Genomic DNA, 17,348 nt, shown 5'->3' with positions numbered 1-17,348 from the left:
CGAGTCTAGTCCGGCGCGATAATCCGTCCTCCCCGGCCACCCCGCGCCGGGTCTTGCCGAACCGCCATGAACCCCAGCTACAAACCCAGCGACGTCGAGTCCGCTGCCCAGGCGCAATGGAGCGCCGCCGATGCCTACCGCGTCACCGAGGACGCGAGCCGTAAAAAGTACTACGCCTGCTCGATGCTGCCGTACCCCAGCGGCAAGCTGCACATGGGCCATGTGCGCAACTACACCATCAACGACATGCTCACGCGCTACCTGCGCATGAGCGGCTACAACGTGCTGATGCCCATGGGCTGGGACGCCTTCGGCCTGCCGGCCGAGAACGCGGCGCTGAAGAACGGCGTGCCGCCGGCCAAGTGGACCTACGAGAACATCGACTACATGCGCGGCCAGCTCCAGGCCATGGGCCTGGCGATCGACTGGAGCCGCGAGATCGCCACCTGCGACCCAAGCTACTACAAGTGGAACCAGTGGCTGTTCCTGAAGATGCTCGAGAAGGGCATTGCCTACCGCAAGACCCAGGTCGTCAACTGGGACCCGGTCGACCAGACCGTGCTGGCCAACGAGCAGGTGATCGACGGCAAGGGCTGGCGCACCGGCGCCACGGTCGAGCGCCGCGAGATTCCGGGCTACTACCTGAAGATCAGCGACTACGCCGAAGAGCTCCTCGAGCACACCCAGCACAAGCTGCCGGGCTGGCCCGAGCGCGTCAAGCTGATGCAGGAGAACTGGATCGGCAAGAGCGAGGGCGTGCGCTTCGCCTTCACGCACGACATCAAGGACGCGAGCGGCCGACTGATCCAGGACGGCCGCATGTACGTGTTCACCACGCGCGCCGACACCATCATGGGCGTCACCTTCTGCGCCGTGGCGCCCGAGCATCCGCTGGCCGCGCATGCGGCCACGCTCGACCCCAAGGTCGCGGCCTTCATCGAGGAGTGCAAGGCCGGCGGCACCACCGAGGCCGAGCTCGCCACGCAGGAGAAGAAGGGCGTGCCCACGGGCCTGACCGTCAAGCATCCGATCACCGACGAGCAGGTGCCGGTGTGGGTGGGCAACTACGTGCTCATCAGCTACGGCGACGGCGCCGTGATGGGCGTGCCCGCGCACGACGAGCGCGACTTCGCCTTCGCCAACAAGTACGGCATCCAGATCATCCAGGTGGTGCTGGTCGACGACGAGCCGCACTTCGACTATCACAAGTGGCAGGACTGGTACGCCGACAAGCAGCGCGGCGTGACCATCAACTCCGACAACTTCAGCGGCATGACGCACAAGGAGGCCGTGGCCGCCGTGGCGCATGCGCTCGCCCAGAAGGGCCTGGGCGAGATGCAGACCACCTGGCGCCTGCGCGACTGGGGCGTGAGCCGCCAGCGCTACTGGGGCACGCCGATCCCGATCATCCATTGCGACGAGCACGGCGCGGTGCCGGTCCCCGAGAAGGACCTGCCCGTGGTGCTGCCGACCGACTGCGTGCCCGACGGCTCTGGCAATCCGCTCGCCAAGCACGAAGGCTTCCATGCCGGCGTCGTCTGCCCGGTCTGCGGCAAGCCCGCGCGGCGCGAGACCGACACCATGGACACCTTCGTCGACAGCTCGTGGTACTTCATGCGCTACTGCGACCCGAAGAACGACCAGGCCATGGTCGCCGAGGGCGCCGACTACTGGATGCCGATGGACCAGTACATCGGCGGCATCGAGCATGCGATCCTTCACCTGCTGTATGCGCGCTTCTGGACCAAGGTGATGCGCGACCTGGGCCTGGTGAAGGTCGACGAGCCCTTCAGCAAGCTGCTCACGCAGGGCATGGTGCTCAACCACATCTATTACCACCGCGACGAGAGGGGCGGCAAGAACTACCACCCGCCGCTGGAGGTCACGCCCACGCTCGACGCGCAGGGCCGCATCGTCGGCGGTACCACCGCGGACGGCACCAAGGTCGAATACGGCGGCGTCGGCAAGATGGGCAAGAGCGAACGCAACGGCGTCGATCCGCAGGACCTGATCGAGAAGTACGGTGCCGACACCGCGCGCCTGTACACCATGTTCACCGCGCCGCCCGAGGCCACGCTCGAGTGGAACGACGCGGCCGTCGAGGGCAGCTACCGGTTCCTGCGCCGGGTCTGGAACTTCGGCGTGGCGCAGGCCGACGTGCCGCCTGCGGCCACCGGCGGCCAGGCCTTCGGCAAGAACGCCCAGGCGCTGCGCCGCGAGGTGCATACCGTGCTGCGCCAGGTCGACTACGACTACCAGCGCATGCAATACAACACGGTGGTGTCGGGCGCGATGAAGCTGCTCAATGCACTGGAAGGCTTCAAGCCCGATGGCAGCACCGGCGATGCCGCCGCACTGCGCGAAGGCCTGGGCATCCTGCTGCGCTGCCTGTATCCGGCCACGCCGCACATCGCCTACCAGCTCTGGCAGCAGCTCGGCTACGACAAGGAACTGGGCGACCTGCTCGACGCGCCCTGGCCCGTGGTGGACGTGGGCGCGCTGGAGCAGGACGAGATCGAGCTCATGCTGCAGGTCAACGGCAAGCTGCGCGGCGCGCTGCGCGTGCCGGCCGGCGCCTCCAAGGCCGAGATCGAAGCGCTCGCGCTCTCGTGCGACGACTTCGTCAAGTTCGCCGAAGGCGCTGCGGCCAAGCGCGTCATCGTGGTTCCCGGCCGGCTGGTCAACGTGGTCATCTGAACGAAACGAACGATAGAAGCATGAACAATCGCAACGCCCCGCTGCCGCGCCGCGGCTTTCTCATGGGCCTGACCGCGGCGGGTGCCAGCCTCGCGCTGGCCGGCTGCGGGTTCGAACTGCGCAAGGCGCCGGTGTTCGCGTTCAAGACGCTGTCGCTGTCGGGCAATTCGGAACTGATCAACCGGCTGCGGCGCGAGATGCGCGCCGCCGGCACCGTCACGCTGGTGCCGCCCGAGCAGGCCCAGAGCGCCGACGCGGTCCTCGAGATCCTCGGAGAAAACCGCGACCGCATCGTGATCTCAACCAATTCGGCGGGCCTGCTGCGCGAGCTGCAACTGCAATTGCGCGTTCGCTTCAGCCTGCGCACGCCGGGCGGCAAGATGCTGCTGGCGCCCACCGAGGTGTCGCAGACGCGCGACCTGAGCTTCAACGAAACCAACGCGCTCGCCAAGGAAGGCGAGGCCGAGCTGCTGTACCGCGACATGCAGGCCGACATTGCACAGCAGCTGATGCGCCGCCTCGCGGCCGTCAAGGAACTCTAGGATTCCATGCAACTTGCCAGCGCCCAGCTGGGCTCCCATCTGCAGAAGGGACTGAAGCCCCTCTACACGATCCATGGCGACGAGCCGCTGCTCGCGCAGGAGGCGGCGGATGCCATCCGCACCGCGGCGCGCGTGGCGGGCTATACGGAGCGCAGCTCCTACACCGTGGCCGGCGCGCACTTCGACTGGAGCGCGGTGCTTGCGGCGGGCGGCTCGCTCTCGCTGTTCGCCGACAAGCAGATCGTCGAGATCCGCATTCCCTCGGGCAAGCCCGGCAAGGACGGCAGCACTGCGCTGCAGCAGCTGGCCGAGGCCGCGCAGGGCAACGACAGCACGCTCACGCTGGTGATGCTGCCGCGGCTGGACAAGGCCACGCGCACCGGCGCCTGGTTCTCGGCGCTCGAGAACAACGGCGTGAGCCTGCAGGTCGACCCGATCGAGCGCAACGCGCTGCCGCAGTGGATCGCGCAGCGCCTGGGCCTGCAGGGCCAGCGCGTGATGCCCGGCGACGAAGGCCAGCGCACGCTGCAGTTCTTTGCCGACCGCGTCGAGGGCAACCTGCTCGCCGCGCACCAGGAAATCCAGAAGCTCGCCCTGCTGCATCCGGCCGGCGAATTGAGCTGGGAGCAGGTCGAGGGCGCGGTCAACAACGTGGCGCGCTACGACGTCTTCAAGCTCTCCGAGGCCGTGCTGGCCGGCAACCCGCAGCGCGTGGCGCGCATGCTCGACGGCCTGCAGGCCGAAGGCGAGGCCGAGGTGCTGGTGCACTACACGATCGCCGAGGACATCCGCGCGCTCAAGCGCGTGAAGGACGCCATGGCCGCAGGCCGGCCGCTGCCCATGGCGCTGCGCGAGAACCGCATCTGGGGCCCGCGCGAGCGCGCCTTCGAGCGCGTGCTGCCCCGCCTCGACGACCGCATGCTGGCCAGGCTGCTGCGCGCGGCCCATGTGGTGGACGGCATCTGCAAGGGGCTGAAGCAGCCCGACTGGCCCGCCGGCGGCTGGCAGGCCCTGCAGCGGCTGGCGCTGATGCTGTGCCGGGCCTGCAGCAGTGCTGCTCGTGCTCCCTCACCCTAGCCCTCTCCCGGAGGGAGAGGGGACAACACGGCAAATGGGCGAAGCCTGGGGTTGATCCAAATGCGGGAAAATGCCCGCATGAACGCGTTCAACGTCAGCGAGCACATGCAGACCCTCGGCCTGCAGGCAAAAACCGCTGCATTCCTCATGGCCCGTGCGGATGCAGCTACCAAAAACAGAGCATTGAAGGCCCTGGCCAAGCGCCTGCGCGAAGCCGGCCCGGACCTGGCCGAGGCCAACCAGAAGGATCTGGCGCGCGCCACGGCCGCCGGCCTGTCGGCGCCGATGGTCGACCGCCTCAAGCTCACGCCCAAGGTCATCGAGACCGTGGCGCTGGGCTGCGAGCAGCTCGCCGGCATGGCCGACGTGATCGGCGAGATCATCGGCATGAAGCAGCAGCCCAGCGGCATCCGCGTGGGCCAGATGCGCGTGCCGATCGGCGTCTTCGGCATGATCTACGAGAGCCGCCCCAACGTGACCATCGAGGCTGCGAGCCTGGCCATCAAGAGCGGCAACGCGGCCATCCTGCGCGGCGGCTCGGAAGCGATCGAGTCGAACAAGGCGCTGGCGCTGCTGGTGTCGGGGGCGCTGGCCGAGGCCGGCCTGCCGGTCGATGCGGTGCAGCTGGTGCAGACCACCGACCGCGAAGCCGTGGGCCAGCTCATTGCGATGCCCGAGTTCGTCGACGTGATCATCCCGCGCGGCGGCAAGGGCCTGATCGAGCGCATCAGCCGCGATGCCAAGGTGCCGGTCATCAAGCATCTGGACGGCAACTGCCATGTCTACGTGGACGACACGGCCGAGTTCGAGATGGCGCTGCGCATCGTCGACAACGCCAAGACGCAGAAATACAGCCCCTGCAATGCGGCCGAAGGCCTGCTGGTGTCGGCGGTGGTGGCGGAAGACTTCCTGCCCCGCATCGCCGCCATCTTCGCGGCCAAGGGCGTCGAAATGCGCTGCGACCCGGCGGCGGCCCGGATCCTGCGCGCCGACGAGGCACTGGCCGCTTCAGGCGCAAGAATCGTCGATGCGGTCGAGTCCGACTGGTCCGAGGAATACCTTGCCGCCGTGATCAGCATCAAGGTGGTCGAAGGGGTCGACGAGGCCATTGCGCACATCAACCGCTACTCGAGCCACCACACCGACGCGATCGTCACGCGCGACCATGTGCATGCGCAGCGTTTCCTGCGCGAGGTCGATTCGGCCAGCGTCATGGTCAATGCGAGCACACGCTTCGCGGACGGTTTCGAGTTTGGCCTGGGGGCGGAAATCGGCATCAGCACCGACAAGTTCCATGCGCGTGGGCCGGTCGGCATCGAAGGGCTGACCTCGCTCAAGTACGTGGTGCTCGGGCAGGGCGAAGTCCGCAGCTGATGCGCCGGAGGCGGGCGGACTGAACCAAGTCCGCTCTACGTAGTCTTGTCATTGGGGCGGCCATCCCCAAATCCTACAATTCCGCTCTACCTTTCAAGTACAAATCCAACAAGGCCGCCGCATGGTTCCGCATCTTGTCACCGCCCTGACCGGCCCGATCAACGAACTGGAGCAGCGGGTACTCGACTCGACGCCCGCCATCGAGCGCTGGTTCCGCCTCGAATGGATGGAGCACACGCCGCCGTTCTACAGCGCGGTCGACATCCGCAACGCGGGCTTCAAGCTGGCGCCGGTCGACACCAACCTCTTCCCCGGCGGCTGGAACAATCTCACCAAGGAGATGCTGCCGCTGGCGGTGCAGGCTGCGCAGGCGGCCATCGAGAAGATCTGCCCGGAAGCGCGCAACCTGCTCGTCATTCCCGAGAACCACTCGAAGAACACTTTCTACCTCGCCAACGTCGCCCAATTGGTGCGGATCTTCCACATGGCGGGACTCAATGTGCGCGTGGGGTCGATCGATCCGGCCATCAAGTCGCCCAAGAAGATCGAACTGCCCAACGGCGAAACCGTGTGCCTGGAGCCCGTGGTGCGCAGCAAGCGTCGCCTCGGGCTCAAGAACTTCGATCCCTGCACCATCCTGCTCAACAACGAGCTGACGGCTGGCACGCCGGGCATCCTCGAAGACCTGCACGAACAATACCTGCTGCCGCCGCTGCACGCGGGCTGGTCGGTGCGGCGCAAGAGCAATCACCTGCACAGTTACGAAGAGCTGTCCAAGCGCTTCGGCAAGCTGCTGGGCATCGACCCCTGGCTGATCAACCCGATCTATGCGCGCGCCGACGGCGTCGATTTTTCCGAAGGCCGCGGCATCGACGTGCTGACCAGCCATGTGGACGCGGTGCTGACCAAGGTACGCCGCAAGTACAAGGAATACGGCATCAACGAGAAGCCCTTCGTCGTCGTCAAGGGCCATGTCGGCGGCGACGGCCCGGGCGTGGTCACCGTGCGCGATGCGAAGGAAGTCGAGGGCCTGGTCGGCAAGCCGCGCAGCGCCCCGGCAGGCAAGGCGGGCGCGGCCGCCAGGGAACTGCGCGAGCCCGGCGAGGTGATCGTGCAGGAAGGCGTGCTGACCAACGAGCGCGTGCACAACGGCGTGGCCGAGCCGGTGGTCTACATGATGGACCGCTACGTGGTGGGCGGCTTCTACCGCGTGCATGCCGAGCGCAACCCCGACGAGAACCTCAAGCTCCCGGGTGCGAGCTTCGTGCCGCTGGCGTTCTCCGAAAGCGCGCATCTGCCGCAGCCCGGCGCCAAGCCTGGCGCGAGTGCCCCGAACCGCTTCTACATGTATGGCGTGGTGGGCCGCCTGGCAATGGTGGCTGCGAGCTACGAAATGGAAGCCACCGATCCGGACGCCGAAATCTACGAATGATTTTCCGGGGCGGCTTGCGCGGGCGTCGGTCGGCGGCAAAATAGCGGCCCCACAGCAAAGGAAACAAAAGGGCGGAGGGCGCGTGCGGCGGCTGGAAATTCCACCGCGGCAGCGTCTCGGTGCGTGTGACGTCTGGTTACGCGCGGGCAACCTCCCTTTTTCCCATCGACTTCGTGTCACCTCCCAAATCCTCTTCCGCCGCCGCCTTGATCATCGGCACCATCGGTGTCGTCTATGGCGACATCGGCACCAGCGTGCTGTATGCAGTCAAGGAAGTGTTCGGCCACGGCCACCTGCCTTTCACTGTCGAAAACGTCTACGGCATCCTGTCGATGTTCTTCTGGACGCTCACCGTCATCGTGTCGATCAAGTACGTGGTGCTGGTGCTGCGCGCCGACAACGAAGGCGAGGGCGGCCTGGTCGCCATGCTGGCGCTGGCCTCGCGCGCGGTGGCCGACAAGCCCCGGCTGCGCCATGTGCTGCTGCTGGTGGGCATCTTCGGCACCTCGCTCTTCTATGGCGACGGCGTCATCACGCCGGCCATCTCGGTGCTTTCCGCGGTCGAAGGCCTCGAAGTGGTGTCGCCCCACTTCAAGCACTATGTGCTGCCGGTCACGCTGGTGGTGCTGTTCGGCCTCTTCGTGGTGCAAAAGCGCGGTACGGCAGGCATCGGCAAGTTCTTCGGGCCCATCACGCTCGCGTGGTTCCTGGCGATTGCGGTGCTCGGCGTATCGCAGATCGTCCACCACCCTGAAATCCTCAAGTCGCTGAACCCCTGGTTCGCGCTGAAGTTCATGTGGGACAACCCGGGCACCAGCTTCATCCTGCTGGGCGCCACGGTGCTGTGCGTGACGGGCGCCGAGGCGCTCTACGCCGACCTGGGCCACTTCGGCAAACGGCCGATCCGGGTGGCCTGGTTCACGGTCGTCATGCCGGCGCTCACGCTCAACTACTTCGGGCAGGGCGCGCTGCTGCTGGAGAACCCCGAGGCCGTGAAGAACCCGTTCTTCATGATGGCGCCCGAATGGGCGCTCGTTCCGCTGGTGCTGCTGGCCACGGCGGCCACGGTCATCGCTTCGCAGGCGCTCATCACGGGTGCCTTCAGCGTCACGCGCCAGGTCATCCAGCTGGGCTACCTGCCGCGCCTGAACATCGAGCACACGAGCGTGCGCACGGCGGGGCAGATCTACATTCCGCTGGTCAACTGGGGGCTGTTCGTGGCCATCGTGCTGGCGGTGGTCATGTTCCGTTCGTCGAGCAGCCTGGCCGCGGCCTACGGCATCGCGGTGACCACCGACATGCTCATCACCACGGTGCTGACCTTCTTCGTGATCCGCTACGCCTGGAAGCTGCCGCTGGCGCTGTGCATTGCGTCGACCGCGGTGTTCTTCGTGGTCGACTTCCTGTTCTTCGCCTCGAACCTGCTCAAGCTGTTCGAGGGCGGCTGGTTCCCGCTGGTGATCGGCGGCGCCGTGTTCACGTTGATGATCACCTGGAAGGAAGGCCGCCGCCTGATGGGCGAGGTGCAGCGCGCCGACGCGATCGAGCTGAAGGCCTTTCTCGATTCGGTGTTCGAGAGCCCGCCCGCGCGCGTGGACGGCACCGCGGTGTTCCTCACCGCCGAACCCGGCGTGGTGCCCAACGCGCTGCTGCACAACCTGAAGCACAACAAGGTGCTGCACGAGCAGAACCTGTTCGTGACCGTGCGCAACCACGAAGTGCCCTGGATACCGATGGACAAGCGCATCGAGATCGAGGCGCTCGGCCACCATTGCTGGCAGGTCATCGTGCACTATGGCTTCAAGAACGACATCGACCTGCCGCGCGCGCTCGACCACGCGCGCCTGCGCGGCTGCCAGCTCGAGCCGATGACGACGAGCTACTTCCTCTCGCGCGACGTCGTCATTCCCACGCTGGGCAGCGGCATGGCGCCATGGCGCGAGAAGCTGTTCGCGCAGATGCACCACAACGCGAGCGGTGCCGCCGCGTTCCTGGGGCTGCCGAACAATGCGGTGGTGGAGCTGGGCTCCAAGATCGAGATCTGACCGGTGGCGGCCCGCGCGGCCTCGCGCAGCCGCCGGCCTCTGCCCCGCCTCAGCCCAGTCCCAGCATCTGCCCCAGGCTGCGCTGCGAGGCGGGCCGGTCGAGCGCGATGTTCTTCTCGAGCACCAGCAGGTGCTCTTCCATCAGGCGCACGGCCTCGTCCGCATCGCCGCGCGCCATGGCATCGACCACGCCCGCATGCTCGCCGTGTTCGCACGATGCATTGCCGGGCGGTTCGTAGAGCGCCACGATCAGCGAGCAGCGCGACATGAGCTCGTTCAGGTAGCGCTCCAGGATCGGATTGCGCGCGAGCTTCGCCACGCGCAGGTGAAAGGTGCTGGCCAGGCGCGCCCACTCGGGCTGCGCATAGCGGTGCATCGCCGCATGCTCTTGCTTCAGGTGGCGCCGCAGCTCGGCGATGTCGGCGCGCGTGGCATTGCGCACGGCCATGCGCACCAGCGCGGCCTCGAGCGCGCGGCGCGCCTCGAAGATCTGCCGCGTCTCCTCGGGCGAGGGCATGGCCACGATGGCGCCGCGGTTCGGCCGCAGCTCCACGATGTGGTCGTGCGCGAGCCGCTGCAGCACCTTGCGCACCAGCGCGCGGCTCACGCCGAACAGCTCGCACAGCGACGCCTCCGGCAGCTTGGTGCCGGGCGCGAGGCGCTGGCTGGTCACGCCTTCGAAGACCGAGCGGTAGATGCGGTCCTCGATGTCGCTGTTGTCGCCGTTCTTCGCCGCCGCACTGTCGGTGGACGGCGGCTTGCGCCGGGCGGGGCGCGGCGCGATGGCGGGCTTGGGTGGCGGGGAAGAAGAGCGGGGCATGAAGCAGGCGATGGGGGAACCTGCCCATTATCGAGCGCGTGCGGCGCGTGCCCGGGCCTATGCAAAGTCCGCGGGCCGGTCCGCCGCAAGCTGCTGCATGTGCGACGCGATCGCACCCGGCGTGGTGAACCAGATGTCGCCGCAGTCGCGCGCACGCGCCAGGTGCGCCAGCGCGCTGCGCAGGTGGCGCAGCCGGTAGGGCTGGCCGACGATGTAGGGATGCAGCGCGAGGCCCATCACCAGCGGCTGCGCACGCGACTGCTCGCGCATCTCGTCGAAGTTGTCGATCACCATCGCGCTGAAGTCCCTGGCGTCCATGAGACGCCCCACGATCATCGGAATGTCGTTGAGCTCCTGCGGATACGGCACCGACCAGATCGAGCCGCCACCGCGCGTGCGCATGCGCACCGGCTGGTCGTCGTGGCACCAGTTGAGCGTGTAGCCGTAGCCGGTCTCGGCCAGCAGGTCGGGCGTCACGGCGCTTTCGGATATCCACGGCGACAGCCATCCGGCCGGCGCCTGGCCGCTTTCGCGCAGCATGCGTTCGCGGCAGCGCGACAGCAGTGCGCGCTCGTGCGCCTCGTGCCATGCGCCCTGGCGCTCGGCGTTGCTGTGGCCGTGGCCGATCAGCTCGTCGCCGCGCGCCACGCAGGCCTCGACCAGTTCCGGGCAATGGTCATAGAGCGCCGTATTGATGAGTGCGCCGGCCGGTAATGCCAGCGCATCGAACAGTTCGAGGCAGCGCCAGGCGCCCACGCGGTTGCCGTATTCGCGCCAGCCGTGGTTCAGCACGTCGGGCTGCGGCGAGGCCGGGCCGATGCAGGCGCCCAGGCCGTCCCCGAACGCGAAATGCTCGATGTTGAAGCCGATGTACACGGCCAGCCGCGCGCCGTTCGGCCAGGCGTAGTCGGGCCGCCGCGTGATCGGGCTGTAGCCGAAGCGGCCGTGCGTGGGCAGCCGTTCGGGCCAGCGTGCGGTCATGCGCGCGGCCTCACAGCACCGCCAGTCCGGCGCGCACCAGCAGCCATTCGGCGCTGTCGTTCCACACGTCCATGCGGCTGATGAGGCCGCGGCGCACCACGTAGCGGTCGACATAGCGATTGCCCTCGAAGGCGGTGCCGTCGGGCCAGGCGCCGTACAGCGTGCCGAGGCTGTAGACCACCGTTTCCTCGGGCGTACCGCCCGCCACCACTTCGGTGCGCTCGATCTTCTTCTTCACCCAGGCGTAGCGCTTCGCATTGAAGGCCGAGGTGTCGCCGGGCGCGTGCATTTCGCGGTTGCCGGTGAAGCGGATGCGGATGTCGGGCGCGGTGAAGCGCGATGCCGATTGCGGATCGGGAATCATCACGAGGCGAAGGAATTCGTCGACCACTTCGGCGGGTGTGGAAAGATGCGGCGATGTGCGTGCATCGGACGAAGCAGGCGTGTTCATGGGTTCTCCAGCATGTGGGCCATGGCGGTGCATGGCGGGAAGCACGACGGTGCTGCAGCAATTCTCGTGCCGATTGTCGACGTTAATTGATGAAAATTGTCGACAATCAATGAGCGCGCCGGCGAAACCGGCAGCTGCGCGCCGCCACGGCGTCCCCGGCACAATCGCGCGATGCGTTTCTTCAAGGATCTGAGCCTCTCGGCCTTCACCGCGGGCTTCGTCGCGGTGCTTGTGGGCTTCACGAGCTCGGTGGCCATCGTGTTCCAGGCCGCGCAGGCCTTCGGCGCCACGCCCGAGCTTGCGGCCTCGTGGATGTGGGCGCTGGGCATCGGCATGGGCCTGCCTTCCGTCGTGCTGTCGCTGTGGTGGCGCAAGCCGGTGATGATCGCCTGGAGTACGCCGGGCGCCGCGGTGCTCGCCGTGGCGGCCGGCAGCTATGGCATGGGAGAGGCGGTCGGCGCCTTCATCGCCTGCGCCGTGCTGGTCGTGCTGGCGGGCGCCACGGGATGGTTCGAGCGCGTGATGAACCGGATCCCGATGGCCATTGCCGCCGCCCTGCTGGCCGGGGTGCTCGCGCGCTTCGGGCTCGACGCGTTCATCGCCGCGAGAACCGCGCTGCCGCTGGTGCTGCTGATGCTCGGCACCTACCTGGTGGCCAGGCGCCTGCTGCCGCGCTATGCGGTGCCGCTCACGCTGCTGGTGGCCATTGCGTTCGTGGCGGCGCACGGCGAGATGAGCCTGTCCGCGGTGCAGTTCTCGCTCACCTGGCCGGTGTTCACCATGCCCGTGTTCAGCTGGCAGGCCATCGTGAGCCTGGCGCTGCCGCTCTTCATCGTCACCATGGCATCGCAGAACCTGCCGGGCGTGGCGACGATACGCGCGGCCGGCTACGGCGACCTGCCGGTCAGCAAGCTCATCACGGCGACCGGGCTGGCCACGCTGGTGCTCGCGCCCTTCGGTGCCTTTGCCCTGAACCTGGGCGCGATCAGCGCCGCCATCTGCATGGGCCGCGAGGCGCACGAGGACCCGGCGCGCCGCTACACGGCCGCGGTGAGCTGCGGCGCGCTCTACGTGGTGATCGCCTTCTTCGGCGCGGCGGTCACCGGGCTGTTCACGGCCTTTCCGAAAGAGCTGGTCGCCGCCATTGCCGGCCTCGCGCTGCTGGGCACCATCGGCAGCGGGCTGGCTGCCGCGGTGCGCGACGAGCCGCACCGCGAGGCCGCGGTCATCACCTTCCTGGTGACGCTCTCGGGCGTGGCCATCGCGGGCATCGGCTCGGCCTTCTGGGGCGTGGTGGCGGGCGCGCTCGCGCTCGCGGTGCAGCAGGCCGGGCGCGCAAAGGCCTCCGCCGGCAAGGACATCGCAGCTTCCGGCAACATCGCGCCAGACAGCAGCAACATGGCGGCCACCCCCGGCGCCGGAAAGACTCCCAGATGAAAAACATCCTCTTCGTCGCCGATCCGCTCGATCACTTCAAGATCTACAAGGACACCACCTTCTCGATGATGCGCGAGGCCCAGCGCCGCGGACACCGCATCGCGGCCTGCCTGCCGGAAGACCTGCAGTGGGTGTCGGGCGGCCTGGTCACGGCCAACGTGCAGCAGATCACGCTCACCGGCGACAGCAAGGCCTGGTACCGCGAGGACATCCGCGAATCGAAGGCGCTGAAGGACTTCGAGGCGGTGCTCATGCGCAAGGACCCGCCCTTCGACGCCGAATACATCTACGCCACCCACCTGCTCGAGCAGGCCGAGCGCGAAGGCGCGCGCGTGGTCAACAAGCCGCGTGCGCTGCGCGACCACCCCGAGAAGCTCGCGATCATGGAGTTTCCGCAGTTCACCACGCCCACGCTGGTCACGCGCAGCGCGCAGGCCGTGCGCGACTTCCATGCCGAGCACGGCGACATCATCCTGAAGCCGCTCGACGGCATGGGCGGCATGGGCATCTTCCGCGTCAGGCAGGACGCGCTGAACCTCGGCTCCATCGTCGAGACGCTCAACAAGAACGGCGCCGAGACCATCATGGTGCAGCGCTTCGTGCCCGACATCGTGCAGGGCGACAAGCGCATCCTGATCATCGCGGGCGAGCCGGCGCCGTTCGTGCTGGCGCGCATTCCGCAGGGCTCCGAAGTGCGCGGCAACCTGGCGGCCGGCGGCAAGGGCGTGGCGCAGCCGCTCACGCCGCGCAACCGCGAGATCGCCGAGACCGTGGGCCGTGCCCTCGCACCGCGCGGCCTGCTTTTGATCGGGCTCGACGTGATCGGTGATTCGGTCACCGAGATCAACGTGACCAGCCCGACCTGCTTTCAGGAGATCACCGAGCAGACCGGCTTCGACGTGCCGAAGATGTTCATCGACGCGCTTGAAGCGCATCTGGCCGCACTGCGCTGAGTTCCTTCGGTGCCAGCTCGCGCTGGCGGCGCACCTGCACCAGCCGCGCGCGCCGCTTGCGCCACCAGATCACGATGCCCGTGATCGAAAGGCCCGCCACCGCGAGCCCCATGAGCGACATCAGGATGCGCCCCGGCAGCCCGAGGATGCGGCCGCCATGCAGCGGCAGCTGCAGTTGCGCGAACACGTCGGCCGCGGTGCCATGCCAGGGCCGGTTGCTGCTGATGACGCGGCCGTCGCGGCCGTCCAGGTAGAGGTTCGACAGGCCCATGCCGTCGCTGCTGTCGTGCGTGGCATGGTCGAAGAACGACACGTTGTAGAAGCCGCCGCGCTGGTTGTAGAACACCCCGCCGAGCGGCGTGGTCCAGCCGCGCCGCCGCGCCTCGGCCTCGGCGTCGGCAACGATCTGGCGAAAGCCGATCGTGGGCTCGATGCGCGTGCCCAGCGGCGCGAGCGGCACCAGCGCCGACGGCCCCGGTGTGGTCTTCGAGACCAGCGACAGCATCGGATGGAAGATCTCCTTGTAGAGATTCAGCGAGAACGAGGTGAAGGCGATGACGATGATCAGCAGCCACATCCACAACCCGCCCGCGCGGTGCAGGTCGAAATTGAGCCGGTAGCCGCCGGCCGCCCAGCGCACGGCCCAGGCCGGCTTCCAACGTTTCCACCATTCGCGCGGGCCGCGGTGCTCGGGGTGCGCGGCAGGGCGCAGCCGGCGCGGCGTCGTGAGGTAGAGCGCAACGAAGCTGTCGAGCAGCCACACCAGCGCCACCGTGCCCATGATCCAGTAGCCCAGCCGGTCGGTGCCCCACATCGCCGGCACGTGCAGCGTGTAGTGCAGCTTGCGCAGGAAGGGCATCAGCGTCTCGGGCTTGAGCGAGATCGCGCTCGCGTCGCGGCGGCCGCGCACCTCGGCCGTCACCGGGTCGACGAACACCTGGTTGTAGCCGAGCCTGAAGGGCTTGCCCGTGGCGGGATCGGTGCGCGGCTGCACGAAGTAGCGGGCTGTGTGGCCCTCTTCGAAACCCAGCGGCAGGTACGCGACCCGCGCGCGCGGGTCGTGGGCCTCGACCGCGGCCACCAGGTCGAAGGGGTCGCGGAACGGCCCGCGCGAGGCGGTGTCGTAGAGCTTGCGGTTGAGCCAGCCGTCGATCTCGTGGTCCCACGAGATGACGGCGCCGGTCAGGCCCGAGACGACGAGGAACAGGGCCACCGCCAGTCCCGCCCAGCGGTGCACGGCAGTCGCAAGGGCGCGCATCAGAACTCGAGCGTGGCCGAGAGGTTGAACGTGCGGGGCGCGCCGAGCACCAGGTAGCCGGAGCCGGGATAGCCGCCGACCGAGGACCAGTAATTGCGGTCGGCCACGTTCTCGATGCGCGCGCGCAGGGTGAGCAGCTTGCCGCTCACTTCGGTCACGTAGCGCGCACCGATGTCCATGCGGGTCCAGCCCGGCACGCGCAGCGTGTTGGCGGCATTGGCGTAGCTCGATCCGCTTGTCACCACGCGGCCGTCGAGCGAGAGGCCCTGCACGCCCGGCACGTCCCACTCGACGCCGATGCTGCCCTGCGCCTTGGGCACGCCGATCACGCGCTTGCCGTCCGTAACGCTGCTGCCCGTGTCCTTCTGCTTGGCGTCCAGCCAGGTCACGCCGCCCAGCAGCCGCAGGCCCTTGCTGACCTGGCCGAAGACGCTGAGTTCGGCGCCCTGGTGGCGGTCCTTGCCGTTCGCGGAGAAGTAGTTGCCCTGCACGAAGGCGCGCGGCTTCTCGGTGGAGAAGAAGGCCAGCGTGCCGCCGACCTGGCCGGCGTCGTACTTGATGCCGACTTCCTTCTGCTTGGAGACGTAGGGGCGCAGCTGCTGGCCGGCATTGAGCACCGGCTGGCCGCCGGACTGGGCGGGCGCGCTCTCGCCCTGCGCCAGTCCTTCGATGTAGTTCGCATAGACCGAGAGCCGGTCGTTGGCCTTGAACACGATGCCCGCCAGCGGGCTGGTGCGGCTCTGGTCGTACGAGGTGACGGTGCCGCCGGCGGCGGTCTGCTGGCCGTTGCTCACGACGCGGTAGCTGATGTCGCTGGTCTCGATCGTCTGGTGGCGCGCGCCGAGCATCAGGCGCAGGCGGTCGTCCATGAAGGACAGCGTGTCGCCGATGGCCAGGCTCTTGAGCGTGGTGGTGCCGTTGAGCGCGGGGTTGGCAAGGTCGTTGCCCAGGTAGGTCAGCGCCGGCGGGAAATAGCTGCGCGGATAGTAGATGCCGGTGTTGAGCGTGCCGCCGGCGCCCAGGCCCATGCCGTAGGCGTTCTTCTTCTCGAGGTCGAAATAGGAATAGCCCAGCACCCATTCATGGCCCACGCTGCCGGTGCGCAGCTTGCCGCGCACGCCGATCTCGGCCGTCTTGACCTTGTCCTCTCGCGTGTTGTCGAAGCGGGTCATCGTGGCCGCTCCCGTAAGGCCGTTGGAGACTGTCGCGCCCGCGAGGGAATTGTTCTCGTAGCTGCTGCGCGCGCCGGCGGCAGCCCAGGCCGTGATGTCAGGCGTGATGTCGTACTCGCCGCGCACCGAGCCGAAGGTGTCGCGCTCGTAGGAATAGGTCCAGGGCTGCGCGAAGTTCGTGCTGTTGTCGGGTGCCCTGGGCACCACCGTGACGCCGCTGCCGAGCGTCACGTTGGGACGCGTGTTGCGCAGGCGGTGCTCCTGGTGGCCGATGTCGGCCGAGATGCGCGCGTCGCGGCTGCGCCAGTCCAGGCCCACCGAGAGCACGTCGAGCTTGACGCCTTCGCCGTCCACGCCGGTGCCGCCGTCGCGGTGCGCGGCGTTCAGGCGCACGCCCACGCTCTGGTCGGGGCCGAAGCGGCGCGCGATGTCGGTCGCGGCATAGGCCTGCGAGCCGCTGGCCGTGCCGAGCGTGACCTGCGTGAGCGGCTCGTTCGGCGCGCGCTTGGGCAGCAGGTTGATGTTGCCGCCGATGCCGCCGCCCGAGGGCGTGGCGCCGTTCAGGAATGCGCTCGCGCCGCGGAACACTTCCACGCGCTCGAACAGCTCGGACGAGATGTACTGCCGCGGCAGCAGGCCGTAGAGCCCGTTGTAGGCGATGTCGTCCGAATTGACGATGAAGCCGCGGATGAAATACGACTCCTGGAAGTTGCCGAAGCCGCGCGCCACGCGCACGGTCGGGTCGTTCTGCAGCACGTCCGCCACGCTCCTGGCCTGCTGGTTCTGGATCAGCTCGTGGGTGTAGCTGGTGCCGGAGAACGGCGTGCTCATCATGTCCTGGTTGCCCAGGATGCCGACGCGGCCGCCGCGCGCCACCTGGCCGCCCGCGTAGGGCTTGGTCAGGCCTTCGGCCGAGGCATCGGCGCTGGCTTCGACGGTGACGGTGGCGAGCGTGCCGGTTGTCGACGGCGAGCCTGCCGGCGCTGCGGGCGCCGGCGTGGTCTGGGCAAGGGCGGCCACTGCATGAAGGGCCAGCAGCGAGGCGGCCACGGTCGGGCGAAGCCGGGGAAATGGAGCAGCGGACATGGAACGGTTCAATATGTAATACA

14 protein-coding genes are annotated in these 17,348 nt (G+C 68.0%); 8 read left to right on the top strand and 6 right to left on the bottom strand.

The genetic code is table 11. The annotated features are described in order from the left end of the window. Nucleotides 1–66 precede the first annotated feature (66 nt). The 6 genes from leuS (at nucleotide 67) to L1081_RS18055 (ending at nucleotide 9,167) form a co-directional block, all read left to right on the top strand. Nucleotides 67–2,697: a leucine--tRNA ligase gene (leuS, locus tag L1081_RS18080; protein WP_489413410.1), complete on the top strand. Its 2,631-nt coding sequence runs from the start codon at nucleotides 67–69 to the stop codon at nucleotides 2,695–2,697. A gap of 20 nt (nucleotides 2,698–2,717) precedes the next feature. Further along, nucleotides 2,718–3,239, top strand: coding sequence for an LPS assembly lipoprotein LptE (locus tag L1081_RS18075; RefSeq protein WP_489413409.1), 522 nt, complete (start codon nucleotides 2,718–2,720; stop codon nucleotides 3,237–3,239). 6 nt (nucleotides 3,240–3,245) lie between these two features. After that, a complete protein-coding gene (holA, locus tag L1081_RS18070) occupies nucleotides 3,246–4,316 on the top strand; it encodes a DNA polymerase III subunit delta (protein WP_489413408.1) in 1,071 nt (356 codons plus the stop codon). A gap of 78 nt (nucleotides 4,317–4,394) precedes the next feature. Beyond that, entirely contained in the window at nucleotides 4,395–5,690 is a 1,296-nt protein-coding gene (locus L1081_RS18065) for a glutamate-5-semialdehyde dehydrogenase (protein ID WP_489413407.1), read from the top strand. Nucleotides 5,691–5,811: 121 nt separating this feature from the next. Further along, nucleotides 5,812–7,122: a glutamate--cysteine ligase gene (gshA, locus tag L1081_RS18060; RefSeq protein ID WP_489413406.1), complete on the top strand. Its 1,311-nt coding sequence runs from the start codon at nucleotides 5,812–5,814 to the stop codon at nucleotides 7,120–7,122. 173 nt (nucleotides 7,123–7,295) lie between these two features. Continuing rightward, the gene (locus L1081_RS18055; protein WP_489413405.1) at nucleotides 7,296–9,167 is read left to right on the top strand and encodes a KUP/HAK/KT family potassium transporter; all 1,872 of its coding nucleotides are present in this window, start codon (nucleotides 7,296–7,298) and stop codon (nucleotides 9,165–9,167) included. Nucleotides 9,168–9,216: 49 nt separating this feature from the next. Here the strand turns inward: L1081_RS18055 and L1081_RS18050 are convergent, their stop codons facing one another. Genes L1081_RS18050 through L1081_RS18035 form a run of 4 tightly spaced genes read right to left on the bottom strand, consistent with a single transcriptional unit; the run spans nucleotide 9,217 to nucleotide 11,604 of the window. Next, nucleotides 9,217–9,987: an FCD domain-containing protein gene (locus tag L1081_RS18050; RefSeq protein ID WP_489413404.1), complete on the bottom strand. Its 771-nt coding sequence runs from the start codon at nucleotides 9,985–9,987 to the stop codon at nucleotides 9,217–9,219. A gap of 57 nt (nucleotides 9,988–10,044) precedes the next feature. Continuing rightward, on the bottom strand, nucleotides 10,045–10,968 hold the full coding sequence (locus L1081_RS18045; protein ID WP_489413403.1) for a polysaccharide deacetylase family protein: 924 nt from the start codon (nucleotides 10,966–10,968) through the stop codon (nucleotides 10,045–10,047). A 10-nt stretch (nucleotides 10,969–10,978) separates the two neighbouring features. Continuing rightward, nucleotides 10,979–11,419 (bottom strand): nuclear transport factor 2 family protein, encoded by a 441-nt coding sequence (locus L1081_RS18040; RefSeq protein WP_489413402.1) that lies wholly within the window; start codon nucleotides 11,417–11,419, stop codon nucleotides 10,979–10,981. After that, entirely contained in the window at nucleotides 11,416–11,604 is a 189-nt protein-coding gene (locus tag L1081_RS18035; protein ID WP_489413401.1) for a hypothetical protein, read from the bottom strand. The genes L1081_RS18040 and L1081_RS18035 overlap by 4 nt, the downstream gene beginning before the upstream one ends. On the opposite strand from L1081_RS18035, the gene L1081_RS18030 reads away from it, so the two are divergent. Together L1081_RS18030 and gshB are read left to right on the top strand one after the other, a co-directional pair. Beyond that, complete coding sequence (locus tag L1081_RS18030; RefSeq protein ID WP_489413400.1) at nucleotides 11,591–12,856, top strand: benzoate/H(+) symporter BenE family transporter; 1,266 nt, start codon at nucleotides 11,591–11,593, stop codon at nucleotides 12,854–12,856. The genes L1081_RS18035 and L1081_RS18030 overlap by 14 nt on opposite strands. Continuing rightward, complete coding sequence (gene gshB, locus L1081_RS18025) at nucleotides 12,853–13,809, top strand: glutathione synthase (RefSeq protein WP_489413399.1); 957 nt, start codon at nucleotides 12,853–12,855, stop codon at nucleotides 13,807–13,809. The genes L1081_RS18030 and gshB overlap by 4 nt, the downstream gene beginning before the upstream one ends. Here the strand turns inward: gshB and L1081_RS18020 are convergent. Together L1081_RS18020 and L1081_RS18015 are read right to left on the bottom strand one after the other, a co-directional pair. Further along, entirely contained in the window at nucleotides 13,769–15,067 is a 1,299-nt protein-coding gene (locus tag L1081_RS18020; RefSeq protein WP_489413398.1) for a PepSY domain-containing protein, read from the bottom strand. The two genes, gshB and L1081_RS18020, sit on opposite strands and share 41 nt — an antisense overlap. After that, nucleotides 15,067–17,325 (bottom strand): TonB-dependent siderophore receptor, encoded by a 2,259-nt coding sequence (locus tag L1081_RS18015; RefSeq protein WP_489413397.1) that lies wholly within the window; start codon nucleotides 17,323–17,325, stop codon nucleotides 15,067–15,069. Before L1081_RS18015 ends, L1081_RS18020 begins: the two co-directional genes overlap by 1 nt. Nucleotides 17,326–17,348: the final 23 nt, after the last annotated feature.

Origin of the sequence: Variovorax sp. MSC1_012 (assembly GCF_023667525.1) — a bacterium.
Classification (GTDB): Bacteria; Pseudomonadota; Gammaproteobacteria; order Burkholderiales; family Burkholderiaceae_C; genus Variovorax; species Variovorax beijingensis_B.
The sequence above is the reverse complement of the archived record's forward strand: the minus strand, read 5'-3'. Positions and strand labels throughout refer to the sequence as shown.

What these genes read in the sequence shown, in the direction of transcription:
- L1081_RS18050 (WP_489413404.1), bottom strand. Translation starts at nt 9,987, where the DNA reads ATGCCCCGCTCTTCTTCCCCGCCACCCAAGCCCGCCATCGCGCCGCGC.
- L1081_RS18040 (WP_489413402.1), bottom strand. Translation starts at nt 11,419, where the DNA reads ATGAACACGCCTGCTTCGTCCGATGCACGCACATCGCCGCATCTTTCC.
- gshB (WP_489413399.1), top strand. Translation starts at nt 12,853, where the DNA reads ATGAAAAACATCCTCTTCGTCGCCGATCCGCTCGATCACTTCAAGATC.
- L1081_RS18015 (WP_489413397.1), bottom strand. Translation starts at nt 17,325, where the DNA reads ATGTCCGCTGCTCCATTTCCCCGGCTTCGCCCGACCGTGGCCGCCTCG.
- L1081_RS18020 (WP_489413398.1), bottom strand. Translation starts at nt 15,067, where the DNA reads ATGCGCGCCCTTGCGACTGCCGTGCACCGCTGGGCGGGACTGGCGGTG.
- L1081_RS18065 (WP_489413407.1), top strand. Translation starts at nt 4,395, where the DNA reads ATGAACGCGTTCAACGTCAGCGAGCACATGCAGACCCTCGGCCTGCAG.
- L1081_RS18030 (WP_489413400.1), top strand. Translation starts at nt 11,591, where the DNA reads ATGCGTTTCTTCAAGGATCTGAGCCTCTCGGCCTTCACCGCGGGCTTC.
- L1081_RS18075 (WP_489413409.1), top strand. Translation starts at nt 2,718, where the DNA reads ATGAACAATCGCAACGCCCCGCTGCCGCGCCGCGGCTTTCTCATGGGC.
- gshA (WP_489413406.1), top strand. Translation starts at nt 5,812, where the DNA reads ATGGTTCCGCATCTTGTCACCGCCCTGACCGGCCCGATCAACGAACTG.
- leuS (WP_489413410.1), top strand. Translation starts at nt 67, where the DNA reads ATGAACCCCAGCTACAAACCCAGCGACGTCGAGTCCGCTGCCCAGGCG.
- holA (WP_489413408.1), top strand. Translation starts at nt 3,246, where the DNA reads ATGCAACTTGCCAGCGCCCAGCTGGGCTCCCATCTGCAGAAGGGACTG.
- L1081_RS18045 (WP_489413403.1), bottom strand. Translation starts at nt 10,968, where the DNA reads ATGACCGCACGCTGGCCCGAACGGCTGCCCACGCACGGCCGCTTCGGC.